16 protein-coding genes are annotated in these 14,225 nt (G+C 69.2%); 11 read left to right on the top strand and 5 right to left on the bottom strand.

Annotated elements, in window-relative coordinates:
* Nucleotides 1-2 precede the first annotated feature (2 nt).
* On the top strand, nucleotides 3-167 hold the full coding sequence (locus AB0H83_RS35000) for a hypothetical protein (protein ID WP_360102646.1): 165 nt from the start codon (nucleotides 3-5) through the stop codon (nucleotides 165-167).
* A 32-nt stretch (nucleotides 168-199) separates the two neighbouring features.
* On the opposite strand, the gene AB0H83_RS34995 is transcribed toward AB0H83_RS35000, so the two are convergent.
* The gene (locus AB0H83_RS34995) at nucleotides 200-688 is read right to left on the bottom strand and encodes a hypothetical protein (protein ID WP_360102644.1); all 489 of its coding nucleotides are present in this window, start codon (nucleotides 686-688) and stop codon (nucleotides 200-202) included.
* A 471-nt stretch (nucleotides 689-1,159) separates the two neighbouring features.
* On the opposite strand from AB0H83_RS34995, the gene AB0H83_RS34990 reads away from it, so the two are divergent.
* Complete coding sequence (locus AB0H83_RS34990; RefSeq protein ID WP_360102642.1) at nucleotides 1,160-1,942, top strand: hypothetical protein; 783 nt, start codon at nucleotides 1,160-1,162, stop codon at nucleotides 1,940-1,942.
* 90 nt (nucleotides 1,943-2,032) lie between these two features.
* Here AB0H83_RS34990 and AB0H83_RS34985 read toward each other — a convergent pair whose 3' ends face one another.
* From AB0H83_RS34985 to AB0H83_RS34975, 3 genes are all read right to left on the bottom strand, one after another.
* Nucleotides 2,033-3,121: a hypothetical protein gene (locus AB0H83_RS34985; RefSeq protein ID WP_360102640.1), complete on the bottom strand. Its 1,089-nt coding sequence runs from the start codon at nucleotides 3,119-3,121 to the stop codon at nucleotides 2,033-2,035.
* Nucleotides 3,118-3,291, bottom strand: coding sequence for a hypothetical protein (locus tag AB0H83_RS34980; protein WP_360102638.1), 174 nt, complete (start codon nucleotides 3,289-3,291; stop codon nucleotides 3,118-3,120). Before AB0H83_RS34980 ends, AB0H83_RS34985 begins: the two co-directional genes overlap by 4 nt.
* Nucleotides 3,292-3,634: 343 nt before the next feature.
* Complete coding sequence (locus tag AB0H83_RS34975) at nucleotides 3,635-4,252, bottom strand: restriction endonuclease (RefSeq protein ID WP_360102636.1); 618 nt, start codon at nucleotides 4,250-4,252, stop codon at nucleotides 3,635-3,637.
* 275 nt (nucleotides 4,253-4,527) lie between these two features.
* Here AB0H83_RS34975 and AB0H83_RS34970 point away from each other — a divergent pair, with 275 nt between their 5' ends.
* The gene (locus AB0H83_RS34970) at nucleotides 4,528-5,367 is read left to right on the top strand and encodes a phosphotransferase (protein WP_360102634.1); all 840 of its coding nucleotides are present in this window, start codon (nucleotides 4,528-4,530) and stop codon (nucleotides 5,365-5,367) included.
* A 14-nt stretch (nucleotides 5,368-5,381) separates the two neighbouring features.
* On the opposite strand, the gene AB0H83_RS34965 is transcribed toward AB0H83_RS34970, so the two are convergent.
* Complete coding sequence (locus AB0H83_RS34965; protein ID WP_360102632.1) at nucleotides 5,382-5,789, bottom strand: GntR family transcriptional regulator; 408 nt, start codon at nucleotides 5,787-5,789, stop codon at nucleotides 5,382-5,384.
* 198 nt (nucleotides 5,790-5,987) lie between these two features.
* On the opposite strand from AB0H83_RS34965, the gene AB0H83_RS34960 reads away from it, so the two are divergent.
* From AB0H83_RS34960 to AB0H83_RS34925, 8 genes are all read left to right on the top strand, one after another.
* Nucleotides 5,988-6,350, top strand: a complete 363-nt coding sequence (locus tag AB0H83_RS34960) for a hypothetical protein (protein WP_360102630.1) — start codon at nucleotides 5,988-5,990, stop codon at nucleotides 6,348-6,350.
* 373 nt (nucleotides 6,351-6,723) lie between these two features.
* A complete protein-coding gene (locus tag AB0H83_RS34955) occupies nucleotides 6,724-9,063 on the top strand; it encodes a Helicase associated domain protein (RefSeq protein ID WP_360102628.1) in 2,340 nt (779 codons plus the stop codon).
* Nucleotides 9,064-9,290: 227 nt separating this feature from the next.
* A complete protein-coding gene (locus AB0H83_RS34950; protein WP_360102626.1) occupies nucleotides 9,291-9,488 on the top strand; it encodes a hypothetical protein in 198 nt (65 codons plus the stop codon).
* Between the two features lie 79 nt (nucleotides 9,489-9,567).
* A complete protein-coding gene (locus AB0H83_RS34945) occupies nucleotides 9,568-10,464 on the top strand; it encodes a helix-turn-helix transcriptional regulator (protein WP_360102624.1) in 897 nt (298 codons plus the stop codon).
* A gap of 250 nt (nucleotides 10,465-10,714) precedes the next feature.
* The gene (locus AB0H83_RS34940) at nucleotides 10,715-11,038 is read left to right on the top strand and encodes a hypothetical protein (RefSeq protein WP_360102622.1); all 324 of its coding nucleotides are present in this window, start codon (nucleotides 10,715-10,717) and stop codon (nucleotides 11,036-11,038) included.
* 328 nt (nucleotides 11,039-11,366) lie between these two features.
* Nucleotides 11,367-12,029, top strand: coding sequence for a hypothetical protein (locus AB0H83_RS34935; protein ID WP_360102620.1), 663 nt, complete (start codon nucleotides 11,367-11,369; stop codon nucleotides 12,027-12,029).
* A 363-nt stretch (nucleotides 12,030-12,392) separates the two neighbouring features.
* Entirely contained in the window at nucleotides 12,393-12,905 is a 513-nt protein-coding gene (locus AB0H83_RS34930) for a hypothetical protein (RefSeq protein ID WP_360102618.1), read from the top strand.
* Between the two features lie 928 nt (nucleotides 12,906-13,833).
* Complete coding sequence (locus AB0H83_RS34925) at nucleotides 13,834-14,028, top strand: hypothetical protein (RefSeq protein WP_360102616.1); 195 nt, start codon at nucleotides 13,834-13,836, stop codon at nucleotides 14,026-14,028.
* Nucleotides 14,029-14,225 lie beyond the last annotated feature (197 nt).

The raw sequence follows: 14,225 nt of genomic DNA, 5'->3' as shown, positions 1-14,225 counted from the left end.
CGATGCCACACCTCTCGGCGTGGCTCGGCGCCTGGCTCAAACTCCAGCGCACCAAACTCCGCAACGGCACCCTGTTCGCCGCCCGCGCCCACGCCTTGGACGGCCCTCAGCCCCATCTGGCGCCAGCTGTAACCCGCCGGGCCGCCACGATGCAGCACGCAGCCTGACACCGGCCCGGCGACGACCAGCTTTCCGGACGTTAGCAGGAAACGCCGATGCGACCCGGGTCGAGACGGGCGACGACCGGGACGGTCGTGGCGTGATCCAGCGGTGCGCGGGCCAACACGTAGACCGCGTCGCCGATCCGGGTCGCGCTGCGGACGGGACCGGCGAGGTTGACCGCAGTGGGCGGTGCCGCTGCGTGGGCGATGGTGTCCAGGACAGCGGTCTGTACATGACGGTCGGCGCCGATGACAAGGACCCGGCGCTCGTCCAGGCGGATCAGTCCACGGGGCCGGCCGACCAGCGTGACGATCCACTCACACCGGCCGGTGTCGATGTCGATGACGGCGCTGTGTCCGTCGCCGAGGACGAAGAACGTGCGGTCCCGCAGCCAGTACGCGGCCTGGCAGGCGCCGGCGGGCAGACCGACCGGCCACCGGTGGGCGTCGCCGAGGCCGGCGCCGGGCTCGACCAGGGCGGCGTGCTCGGTGCCCGGCGACCCGGTGGTGCACGGTCGAGCAACCACGGGACCCGGCCAGGGCAGGGGACGAGCAGCGCAGCGCGGGCGAACCCGCTGGCGGCCACCACGACCTCGTCTCCGGCGACGCGCAGGACGTCGCCGCCACGGACCACCAGCAGGCCACCGTCCACGGTGACCATCGGGTCGCCGACGCGGCCGGTCAGCTCCAACCGGCGCTGTGGCCGGCTCCGGCGATGGTTGCCCAGGTCCATCACCCCGTCGGTGACGGCGGCGAGGAGCCGGTCACCGTCGACGCCGATACCGGTGATGGCCTGGCCGTGCGCCACGACCGTGGCGTTCACACCGTCCCGGGGGCGCCACCGCCGCCGCGGTGAACCCGTCCGGCGTGCCGAGGTATAGCGGCGCGGAGTCGGGGCGGCGCGGGCGTAGCAACGCCGCCAGTGGAACGTGCCGGCGTAGCCCTCGGCGGCAGGCGGTAGGGTACGACTCCATCGACGAAGCGAGCGGACGGGGACCGTGGGCACCGGGCGGGCAACTGCATTGGTAATCCTCATCGGGTTTGGTGCAGTCGCAGCCGTCGAAGGGCGAAGTGGACTTGAGCACCTGTTGCGTCTGCTGGTGGCCTATGGCGCGTACCTGGCGATCGGCGTCGGGATTCTCGGCTTCCTGGCGTCGGTCCTACCGCTTTCCCGGCAAGCTTGGCCGCTCGTGTTGATCGCGGCGGGGGGCGCGGCGTTCGCGGTCCAGAGTGGCTGGCTATCGGTGTCCGTCGCGCCACATCTGGCCGGCGTCGTGGCCCTCGGAATCGGAGGCTGGCTGATGGCGCGTGAGCCACATGCCCGAGACCGGATGGACCCAGTCCGGCAGTTGACGGCGGTCCTCCTGCCGCGCACGTGCATACTGCGGGGCGGTGACCGGACGCCGGCATACCTGACGGTGCTGACCGTCGGCGCGCGTGTCGTCGTTGATCTGCAAGCCGCTCAGGTCCCGCCCCGTCAGACGATGCAGCTCGCAGTGTCCTGCTGGGCCTTCGGAAGTGTTGAGCTCCGGCTGCCGGAGCACTGGGCGGTCATCGGCGGCCGGTTGGGGCCCGTGGTCGGCGTCCGGATGGCCGGAAAGGCAGACACCACCGAACTCATCGCAGATCTGGGGGATCCCGCGTCGATCGATGTGCTGGCGGACGTTCGATCGGCGCGCCTGCGCGAGCGGCTAGGCGCCGACGCGCCGGAACATCGTGCCGCCGCAGTGGTAATCCACATCGCCGGTCTCGTCGGCAAGGTCGTGCTGGCACGGAGGTGACAGCACGCCTTCGCGGCCTACCGCTTCAGGCGACGTGGCGGTCGCGCCGCTGCCGGTGTCCTCCTCGGCCGTGAGGCGCTTGTCGTCGTGCTAGGCCTCGCTGGCGTCGTTCGCCGGGGATGCGGCGGGTGGTGGCGGCGCCGTCCCGTCCGGATCTGATGATGAGTGGTGATATCGCCATGACACGGGTGGCGGCGTGTCGCCCGTAGCGTGTTCTAGGAACAGCGAGAGCACCTTGTTGTTCTCCAGTTCGACGGCGGGGCTGTTGGGCAGCTCGAGGTGCATTGCCTTGAGTAGGTCGAACCGGTGCAGGTCGTACGCGACGGCGAGAAGTTCGCCGTGCCGGGCGGCGGCCCGGAGGGATCCGATGTATGCGATGCACGTCATACAGAGCAACACCATCGGCACGAGTGCCCACTGGTCGAACCTGAGCAGCAGGACGCTCGTGACAGCGGTCTGCAGGGAGAACAAGACGACGAAGGTCGCCGTGGTGTCGAGCGTGTCCAACTGGTTGCTGATCTCTTCGTCGAGCCGGGACGAGAGGTGCGGATAGAGGCGTGGGTAGGTCACTACAGTCGAGAGACCGTACCGCTCACCGGCCGTCGTTTCGGCCCGCCGGAGGATGTTGCCAAGCACGGTCGGCATGAGGTGGTCAGGGTTGGCCGGATAACGACCGAGCATCGCGGCGGCCCGCCCGGTCAGCCGCGTCACGGCACGCTGCTGTTTCGCGTACCTTGCCAACTCGGTGAGATCGGCGTCGGTAGCTACCCGCAGCCGCAATGACTGACGGGTCATCGCCCGGTCGCGCGTCCGCCGGTGGCGCTCCGTGGCGAGTGCGTGAACGAAGCTCTGCTGGGCACGCGCACCCCAGTACCCTTCGACCAGCTGGACGAGCGAGATCTGCAGTGGGCGAAGCAGCACGGCAACACACACGACCGTGAGAACGAGCAGGACCGTGCCAGCCACGTTGAGCGATCCCGCGGCGTCGAGGACCGACGGAATCCCCCTCCCAATCTCTTCTCCGTGCCGCTTGGTTGGCGCGACGAACGGGATCAGACGTGAGCTCACCAGGGCGAACACCGTCAGCACCAACACAGTGCTCGGGAGGGCGGTCACCAGATATGCGCCGGGCCCGAGCGTCTTGATGCTCTCTTTCGAGATTGTCGCGGGATCAGTCACTGCTTGTAGACCGGATCATCCATGCGTTTGTGATGCAGCGGGCACCAGTCGGCGTTCCGCGCGTTGTCGCCGGGATAGGTGACGCGCTCAGGGCAATCGGATTCCGAACACTTGAAGTACTGCTGCTTGCCGGCCGGGGCGAACCCACGCGTCCACGATCGACCAGTCATCGGTGCACCCCCACCCGAGCCTCACGCGTAGTATGCGGAGGATCATCTCAACGTGGTAGTCGGCCGTTCGTGGGATTGCGCTCGGTCGATGTGGGCGGGCGTGCCACCTGGCGTTGCTACGGCTGACCACCTCGGAGTTCGCCCCGGTGGCCCGGGGCCGCCATCGTATGGATGGGTGCACCATAACGCCACCGGACGCCCCTATGTGTAGGCCGCATCGGCATCGAGGCAGTCACGTTGGCTGTGTCAGAGTCCGGAGCAGCTCGGGGTCGAGCACGCAGACCGGCGACGCACGTAGATGCCGCGGAAACGACCATATCGGGTTGTTCCATCACCTCACCGGTCAATCTCCAACCGTTGGGCGGGCCGGCCGCCGCCGGTATCCGTAGGCATGCAGGGTGCGGCCGTCAGGCAAGGCCACATCGAAGTCCATACCCACGCGGGTCATCGCACCTGGGTCGACGTCGATGATGCTTCGACCCTGTGGCGGCGAAGTCCGCCCGACTGCGGGCGTTCCGGCGGTCGCGGCGGATTCGCGTCGCCGCACGCTCGCGTTGAAGATCCGGCGAGCGGCCGTCGATTCGGGTTTGATAAGGCCTGTCGACGGCGAGTAGGAGAAGGTGGCCATACCGACGGTCTCGGCGTAGTCGCTCGCAGGTTTGCTGTAGGCAGCGTTGGTGAAGAAATACATGGTGCCGGGCCGCCCTGCACGAGCGCCATACAAACGCTGCAACGCTGCACTGCCGACCGCTCGACCTTGCCACTTCACCTGGGCGAACGCTGCACCGCTGTCCCCAGTGGGAGGTGCCCACACATCGATACCGCCGTCCGCGCCGGAGCCGGTGTGTCGAGCGGCGCGATGTCCCAGCCATCGGAGCCAGGCCACCGCGTTACGTTCGGCGGCCTGCCAGTCGCCAACCTCTTGGGCGGCTGGCGCACCTGCTGGGCGTCGGTCCGCCATGGCCCTCCTACGTCGTTGCGGGATTGTCCTTTCGGGCTGTGACCCTGTCCGCGGACGAACCGAAGGCTATCGAGTTCCACGCCACCGTGGGTAGCAATATCTGACTGCACCTGTGGTGTCGCTCCCCCCGCAGATCAAGGACACCCCGCCGACCTGCCGGCGCCGGTTGAGGTGGGGCACGAACTCGCCCGGCAGTCGGCGCGACCGTTCGGGCCGTCGGTGTCGCCGCGACCGATCGCCTTTATGGTGTACGGCCAGCCGCCGGATGCCTCGGCGTGGACGAGGCTGAGCTACGCGAGCGGACCTTGCGCGCCGGGGTGGTGTGCGGGCGGGTCGTGCACCACACCGACAAGGCGATCGTCGCCGTCGGCAGCCGCGCCGGTCAACTGGTGGTGGCGAAGCTGCTGACGACCGCCGACCCTTACTGGGTCGCCCGCCGCGCGCACGAGCTGCGGGTCTACGACCGGTTCTCCACCGACCCGCCGCCTGTGCGCGCGCCGCGTCTGCTCTGGCACGACGAGCGGCTCACGGTGCTCAGCCATGTACCCGGCGACAGGCTCGACGACGATCGGCACCTGACCGCTGAACCCGCTGCCAAGCTCGTCCAGCAACTGCTCGACGCCCTCGACCAGGTATCGAGCTGGCAGCCCACCTCGCCCCTGCCCGCCGGCGTGGACTACCCGGCCCGTGTCGCCGCCGAACACGACGCTGGCCTGATCGACGATCGTGACCACGACGCTCTGCACCGGATACTCACCGTCAGCGGCGAGCTGGTTCCGACACATGGCGACCCGTTGCCGGCGAATGTGCTGTTCGACGGCGACAGCTGTGCTCTGGTCGACTGGGAGCGCGCGGGGCGCTACCTGCCCGGCTACGACTACGCCGTGCTGTACACCGTCGGCGCGCACACCAGTCGGGCGCTGGCGCAGGCGATCGTCGCCAGCGCTGCGGCAGGCGGCGCCAGCGCTGCGTTCGCCGTCAACGCGATGCTGCTGTACCGCCAGGAGATCCGAATGCACCGAGCGCTGCCCGCCGGCAGCGTCCGGACCGAGCGGCTGGCCGCCCTCGCTGAGCACGGCGAACGCGTCCGCTACCTGCTGCACCGCACCAGGTAGCGGTCCGCAGCGATTCACTCGCCGTGTGCGCCGTAGCGGTCTGCGGGGAACACCTCAACCGATCCGTCGGTGCGGGTCACCTCGAGCACGGGCACGCCCGCCGTCAGCGCCAGCCGCCGCGCCTCCGGCGGGGTCGGCATCCGCGCCACCACCTGGTCGGAGCCAGCGATGCCCAACATCGTCCGCTCGGGCTGCGCCCGCACTTGGGCCTGGGTTCCGCGGCCGGTGACGATCAGGCCCTCGTGAAGCAGCACCGCAATCGCCCGCCGTACCGACGTCCTGCCGACTCCATACAGCCGGCCAATGCCGTCTTCCGGCGGCAGTACGGCGCCTTGTGGATAGCGGCCAGCGCTGATCTGTTCACGCAGCAGGTCGGCGAGCTGCACATACGCCGGAGTCGGCGAGCTGCGGTCGATATCCATCAACCAACTGTAGGCCGTAGGGCCACTAGGTGTCCATGGATGGGACACGAACTGACGGTCCGCGGCCGCCGTGTCGCGGCTTGCTGTCGACAGCTGCCCGGTCTGGCGGTGCTCAGGCGACTTGAGTCTTGCGCACGTTCGGTCGCTTCATTCGTCGTGACCAATGCGTGAGGTGTCGGCGGGACGAGAGGAACGGCCGTGATTGCTGCTCGTATCGACGAAGACCCAGACGCCGAGGAGGACGCTTTCGACGCGCTCATCGCCGACCTGACCGCCCTCGGCCATACCGCTGGCGACCTCATCGACGGCATCACCACCCTCGCCCACCCGGACGGTCACGGCATCCTCGCCACCTTCGACGCTGTCCGTCACATCGAGGCGCGGCTGCGCCATCGCACCGACGGCGGCCCGACCTGGACGATCCGCCTCGCCGCAGACGTGCCGGTCGCGGTCGCTCGTGTCGTGCTGCACGCGATGCTGCACGCCGACGCCGGTGGCGGTGAGTCATCGATCCTGCGCGCCGCGACCGCATTCCTCGACCAGTCACGCCCACTCGGGTAGCGGCGCATCCAGGCACGTGGGCGCCCGGCCATCGCCTGCCGGGCGCCTACAGCTGTTTGGCTTCGGCGGCGACCGCCGATTCCGACCGAGACGGGTGGGGGCCCTGACGCGGAGAGTCCTCTGTCGAGGTGGTCGATCGGGGAGTGCACCCCGCTGCCCGTCGCCGACCCCCGCCCGCGACGACCCGCCGAGCATCGCGCCGTGGGCGGCGACGACTTGGAAGCCGCTCGCAACCACGGTTCCATGCAAGCCGATCGATGACGTCCCGATGGGCCGTGACCAGCCACAACATGTCAGGCCGCGCAACGAGCGTGGGCCGGACGCACGTGCGCGCTGCGCCACGCACATCGGCGACATGGCGAAGGTGGGGGACATGGGTGTAACCACGAGCGGCGTGCCCGACGCCCGGGGCTGGCAGCTGGCCGCGGTCGAGGCAGCATCGGCCGCACTGGCCGCTGGTGGGCGCGGCCAGATCATCGCCGCGTGCGGCACCGGAAAAACGATCACGGCGGCGCACGTGGCGCTCCGTACGTGCCCCGCCGACGGCATCGCCGTCATGGCGTGCCCGACCGTCGCGCTCGTCGGGCAGGTCCTGCGGGCGTGGGACGGGGCCGCCGAGCACGTCCTGGCCGTCTGCGGCGACGGCGCGGTCGCCGACCCCGACACCGGAACGGACGGCACGGCGATCGCCGACCTGCCCGCCGCCGTGACCACCGACTCGGACGTGATCGCCGCCTGGCTCACCGACCCGACGCCGGGGAGGCGGCTGATCGTCACCACGCACCGCTCCGCCGGGCTTGCCGGGCAAGCGCTGCACCGCGCCGCCCGGACGGCGGACATCCTCGTCGTGGACGAGGCCCACCACACCGCTGGCCGCGATGACAAACACGCCGCCCTCCTGCACGCCGACGCGACGCTGCCCGCACGCCGACGCCTCTACCTGACCGCCACCCCACGTATCGGCGACCCCACCAGCGATGCCGGCGAGGACACCGTCGCACTGTCGATGGACGACCCCGCCGTGTTCGGGCCGGTCCTGCATCGCTACCCGTTCGCCCAGGCGATCGCCGACCGGTGGCTCGACGACTACCGCATCGCCATCGTCGCGGTCACCCGCGCCGACCTCCTACCCCTACTGCGCGCACTCACCAAGGGCGGTCGGCCCAGCACGTTAGCCGACATGGACACCGCCGACGGGCCGTTGCGAGCCGCGATGGTCGTGGCTGCCATGGCCCGCGCCGCCGCCGAGTTCGACCTGCAACGCACGATCGTCTACCACCCGCGCATCGCCACGTCCCGCGCCTTCGCCGAGGCGATGCCCGACATCGTCGCCGTCCTGCCCCGCACGACGCGGCCGGCCCGCCAGCTGACCTGCCACCACGTCGACGGACGCCACGACAGCCGCTACCGCCGCGCGGTTCTCGCCGATCTCACCGACCCGCCGCACGACGGCTGGACCGTGGTGTCCAACGCCCGGCTCCTCGGCGAAGGCGTTGACGTGCCCGCCGTGGACAGCGTCGTGTTCGCCCACCCCAAGACCTCACCCACCGACATCGTCCAGGCCGTCGGCCGGGCCCTGCGCCGCAACCCCGCCGGCAGCGGCGTCGCGACCATCCTCGTGCCGGTCCTCGCCACCGACGAACCCGACCCGTCCGCGCAGGCCGCCGCCGAGGCCGACCTCGCCGGCTACCACACCGTCTGGGAGGTCGTGCGCGCGCTGCGCGCCCACGACGAGACCCTCGCCGCCGCCCTGGACCTGCAACGGCAGGCCGGTCCCGCCGACCGGTGGACGCTGCCGGACAAGATTCTGGTGCGGGTGCCGGACGGCTACGACGTCGAGCACTATCTGCAGCACCTCACCGTCAAACTGATCACCGCGACCACCTCACCGTGGTGGGAAGGGTACGGCGCCGCTACCGCCTACCACGCCGCCCACGGCCACCTCGGCATCGCCGTCGACCACCGCACCGACACCGGCTACCCCCTCGGCCGGTGGCTGCACCACCAGCGCAAAGCCCGCCGCCAAGGTGTCCTGCCCGCGGCCCGCGTCGCCGCCCTGGACTCCCTCGGCATGCAGTGGGACCCGCGCGGCAGCCGCTGGCAGACCGGCCTTGCCCAGGCGGCCGCCTTCCGCGAACGCGAAGGCCATCTGCGGGTCGCGCCCGAACACGTCACCGCCGACGGGTACCCGCTCGGCCCGTGGGTCCGCTACCAGCGCAAGCAGCACAACGCCGGCCGACTCGGCCCCGGCCGGGCCGCCGCCCTCGAGGCGCTCGGCATCGAATGGGCACCGTACGAGGCGATGTGGCAGCGCGGTATCACCGCCGCCACCGCCTACCACGCCCGACACGGCCACCTGCAGGTCCCGGTCGAGCACACCGAGCCCGATGGCTACCGCCTCGGCCAGTTCATCGTCGCCCAACGCATGCTCTACAAACGCGGCACCCTCGCCCCCGACCGCGTTACCGCCCTGGAAGCCATCGGCATCATCTGGGATTCACGTGACCATGCCTTCGCCGTCGGACTGACCGCCGCCGCCCGCTACCGCCGCGTCCACGGCGACCTGCTCGTACCCGGTTCCTACCGCACCACCGACGGCTACCGCCTCGGCGCCTGGCTGCAGAAGCAACGCGGCAAACTCCGCACGGACAAGCTCACGACCGACCGCATCCGCACACTGGACGAACTCAGCCCGACCTGGCGCAACGGCTGACCGCGACGTGCGTCAACGTCCGCACCTGGCTCGTTCGCATCCGTAACAACCCTCTCTCCGGCATGGCTGGCGACGATCGAGCTGCTCTGCACGTGCATGCACACGTGCAGAAGCCCTTGCGCCAGAATGCTGTGCACGGCACGATGCGCAGCGTGATGACGCCGTCTCGACGCCAACCCGGCCGCGCACTCGCTGGCCCCCTGACCACCGACCCTGGCGCGTCCCGGGTGACCGGCCCGACCATCGCCGCGGTGCTGGCCCTCATCGGAGCACTGATGGCGTTCTCCATCGGTGCCGCACTGCTCGACCAGGCGACGCTGGCGGTCCTCGCCGGCACCGGCTGCGTCAGCCTGGCAGGCCGGACCGCCAGGCGGTTGCTGCCCACAGGGCGGCCGCGGCGCGGATCGGCCCGGCACGGTGACTGACCGGCGGCCCGCTGCCGGCACCCCGGCGGCCTCCGGTCTCGCACCGCACCACGTGTCCGCACCGCCGCCGAAGAGCCGTGTGGCACCCCAGTCGCCCGTGCCGGGCACGACGCCGCGCCGACTGGCCGCCCTCCAGCAGATGCTGGGCGGGCAGTTGCGCCGCCTGCGGACGGAGTTGGGGATCGACCAGGCGGTGGCCGGCCGGCACATCGGCGGGTCCGCCTCGAAGATCAGCCGGATCGAGCTCGGTGATGTGCGGATCAAGGAGCATGACCTGGAGCTGCTGCTGGATCTGTACCGGGTGACAGCCGTGCGGGAGCGGGCGGCGGTGCTGCAGATCGCCTCGTTGGCCAACAACCGGCAGTGGTGGCATCAGTACGGCGACGTCGTGGCCGACTGGTTCGGGACCTACCTGGCGTTGGAGTCCGCAGCCGAGTCCATCCGCACCTACGAGCTGCGGTTCGTCCCCGGGCTGCTGCAGACGCCGGCGTACGCCGAGGTGGTGATCCGCCGGCGCTTCCAGCAGGAAGAGGTCGGGCGCCGTCTGGCGCTGCGGATGCACCGGCAGCGGATGCTGCTGGAGCGCGGCTCGCCGACGCTGTGGGCGATCATCGATGAGGCCGCGCTGCGGCAGCGGGTCGGCGCCGGGGCGGTGATGGAGGAACAGCTGGCGTTCCTGGCCGAGGCGGCGCGGCGACCCAACATCAAGATCCAGATCCTGCCGATCAAGGAAGGTCTACGGATCGGTGCCGGCAACTCGTTCACGCTGCTGAGGCTGCGGTCCAGTCACCTCGCCGACGTCGTGTACATGGAGCACCTGGACAACGCCGAATACTTCGCCGACCCCCACCACTGCGAGCCCTACAAGACCCACCACGCACAGATCATCGTCGCGGCGCTTCGTCCTGAAGAGACCCAGCGCGCGCTCACCGAGATCGCTCAGGGCAAGGAACTGTCTGCGTCCGAGCACCGGTAGCCGGCTCCGGTGCCGCGGCGTCACGATAGGGTGTCGGGCGACACCGGACGGCCAAGGTGGCGTTGCCGCGCCCAACCACGTCTGTTGGTCTCGAGGTGTCCCCGGACTGATATCTGTCCCGGAGCCGTCTGGGCTGCCGCTGTGTGCACCATAACGCCGCAGGACACCCCTTATGGTGTACGGTCGGCCGACGGATGCCTCGGCATGGACGAGGCTGAGCTACGCGAGCGGACCTTGCGCGCCGGGCGGTGTGCGGGCGGGTCATGCACCACACCACACCGACAAGGCGATCGTCGCCGTCGGCAGCCGCGCCGCCCGACCGGTGGTGGCGAAGCTGCTGGCCACCGCCGACCCGTACTGGGTCGCCCGCCATGCACACGAACTGCAGGTCTACGACCGGTTCTCCACCGAGCCGCCGCCCGTGCGCGCGCCGCTGCTGCTCTGGCATGACGAGCGGCTCACCGTGCTCAACCACGTGCCCGGCGACAGGTTCGACGACCGCCGGCACCTGACCGCCGAACCCGCTGCCGAGCGGGTCCAGCGGCTGCTGGACGGCCGCAAGCCTGCTGGCTGATCGCGCACCGTTGCGCGCCACGTCGATCGCGAGTGACGCCGCGTTCGCGATCCCGGGACAGCGGGACGGCCTGTTCGTGTCGGTCCGCCCCCTTGCCGGCACGGCCGCGCGGGCTACGGGCTGTCCATTGTGTGTCTCGGTGCGTGGCTGAAAGCGGTCGCCGTCGACGGCGATTCACCGTCGGCCACGCCCCGACGACCGTCGGGCGTCATAGCGGCACCTGCTCGAACACCGACAGGCGCTCTTGCCAGACGGTCCTCGTGGCCAAGCGCGTGGCATGGACTTGACCGGACCTGCCAGTCGATACAGTCACGCCGAGGAGGCGACAATGTTCTACGACAGCGACCTACCCAACGACGGCAGGCTGGGTGCCGCGGAGTACGCCGAACAGTTCCCTACCCTGCTCCGGCGCGCGGCGGCTCTCGTCGAGCCGCCCTGGTTCCGCATGTCGATCGCGCCAATCGGCGAAGATCCGTCGCAACTCGCCTACCGGGAGCGCGTCTACTGCTACGAGTTGTACCACCAGATCCGGATGCTCAGCACGGGTGAGGTGGGCCGGCGGGCCGGTGCCCCACGCCTACTGCTATCTGGAGAACTCGACAAGTACGGCATCAACTCGGTGGTCCCCGATGGCCGCCAGAAACCCGACCTGGTTTGGCATGAACCTGGCGAATCCAGAAATAATGCGGTCATTGTCGAAGTCAAGACCGTGCAGGGTTTGGACTCACCAACCGGCATGGAGGCGTCCCTCACCACGCTCCGAGATTTTCTGCAGGCGGCGCCCCACGTGCGATACCACAGCGGCATTCTGCTTGTCTTCGGCAACGGGACGAAGGGGACTGTGCGTTTCGGGGTGCGGAAGAACGTCAAGGAACTCGAGTGGGAGGCGGACGCTCAGCGACGTGTCCGTGTCGTCTGGCACGCAGACGCAGGCTTCGAGCCGGTGGATCTAGGATCACTGGCCTCAATCATGCATACCGGGCGCCCGTGACGGCCTGGCATGAACGCCGGCTACCGATATCGGGCGCGCAGCTTGTATTGGGAAAGCGCGCAAATCGCCGAACAGGCCACCCAACAGTGCCCACAGATCGGGAGTCGGCCGACGCAACATGGAGGCAAGGCCGTTGTCAGATCCTGCCGTAGCGACTCAGCGCCACGACGGTGGCGCTGCCGGGCGCCCCGTACTGGGCCGGTGACGCCGTCTTGCCCAGCTGACGCCGTCCGCCGGGTCGACATGGAGTAGCCCGATGTCAGGACTCATCCGAGGATCGCGAGGAACGGCGCTTCCCGAACTAACACGCATTCCGGGACACTGGTGCCCGAAGCAACAACGTGGTGGGACTGAGGAGGACTCGTGCGGCTGGAAGTCGTGATCGCGGCGCTGGGCAGCACGGGCACCGCACCCAGCCACCAATCCGGTGTGTACGTATGGGCTGACGGCAGGGCGGCGGACGCCGACGTGCTGTACATCGGCGAGGCGGCTGATCTCAAGCAACGTCTCACGCGCGAGGAGTCATGGACGCGCAACTTCATGACGCGGCGCCACGAGGGCGAGCACCTGTGGAATTCGGCCGGCTGCGGCCTGGAAGCCGTCCTCGCGCGATACCCGACCCGGCAGCCGCACACGTGGCCGTTGAGTCACCACCACCGCAAACAAGTCCAAACGGCGCTGATCCGACTCGCCGCCCTGGCCGGTGCCACCCCTCCTGGACAAGGCGCAGGCTGGGACTACGGCAAGGGCAAGACGCTCCACGACGCGGAGGTCACGGAACTTCTGACTAGGTGGTTCGCCGACGAGGACTTCGTCGGGCTGACCGAGCGCGCCGTCGCCACTGCGCCAGCCGCCGACAACACCGGCCGCTCCTGAAGCCGTGGGCGAATGTACCCGGGCGCTGCTGCCGAGTGAACCGATTCAGCGTAGAGGGCGGCAGGGGGTCACCCCAATCGCGGTGGGCCAGCGGAACACACCATTTAGTACCTCGCCGCACTTTCTGTGTCTGGCAGGCGACGAGGCGGTGGACGGCCTCGCCGAGCAGGGGCGATGCCTCGCCTGCGTTCCGCAGGATCTTGCCGCCACTGGGCCACGAAAAGCGCTCTCCACCTGCGGAAACAGTCTCTTCCATAGGAGGCGAGGCGTGTCACTAGGGCTCCGCGTTTCCGCAGCTCGACCGGGGTTCCCGTGTCACTAGGTCAGTCAGCTAAAGCAAGCAAAACCGGACGATCAAATGTGAACATAACGGTCTCGCCATCGGATCGCGCAGCAAGATATCCGCATATATCACTATAGTTCTCGCGTTCAGTCGTGAAGTGTGCTGCGTCCGGTCCGGCGAGTCTGGGATATCGCCCCATGCTTGCTGACCTGCGATAATGTTGGCGCCTAGTGACACGCCTACTCATGCTGCGCGAACGTAAATGCCCTGTTCAGCCCGACGATTCGTGCCCCTAGGTCACGCTGACCTTGCGGAACGCAGGCCTCGCGGGACCAAGGTTGCCATTGCTGGGTTGGGGTAGCCGCCATTGGCAAGCAGCCGCAGCCCGTGATGGTGCGTGCGGTTGTGTAAGGGTCACGGTTTGCCCGCGGTCGATCAGAGCTTTGTCGCAGCGGACGGTCTCGAAGGCGTGCCCGGCCTTCAAGGTCGCGCCGGAACCGGCGGTCGCGGGCCTTGCCAGCCGAGGGACTGGCGGTCGGCGCGCCGCTATCGCGGCGTGTGCCTTCGCCGTCGGCTGACGTTCTTTGCCGGTCGACCGAGGCGGTAGAGCGCAAGATCTACCTCTCGTGCAGACCATCTGTGTCCTTGGCCGGCCAGTTCGCTACGGCACTGTTCGATCAAGAGCAGGTAGCGGCCATAGCGGCCAGGTCGGTCATCGAGTGCGAGATCGAGCCGCTGGAGGCCAAGGTGTGCGCGGTGGTCGTATACCGCCAGCCGTCCGGGCGCCGCGACGAAGCACACGGCCGAGGCCATCGCATCGCCGTGGACGAAACCGGGTAGCGGGGTCAACGCAGATCGGGCCGCTGCAGCTGCTCCAGGCACTGACTGGGTTTCGTCCTGTGCTGCGGTGACGGCCTGGCTGGTGTGTAGCCGGACCTGGTGTGTCGGCGCTCACGTAATTCCCCAGCTGTAGCGGTCTGCCGCTCACGTAATTCCTCACCCTGGTCGCTCACGTAATTCCCCATGGGGATGACGAG

Origin of the sequence: Dactylosporangium sp. NPDC050688 (assembly GCF_040654515.1) — a bacterium.
Classification (GTDB): domain Bacteria; phylum Actinomycetota; class Actinomycetes; order Mycobacteriales; family Micromonosporaceae; genus Dactylosporangium.
The sequence above is the reverse complement of the archived record's forward strand: the minus strand, read 5'-3'. Positions and strand labels throughout refer to the sequence as shown.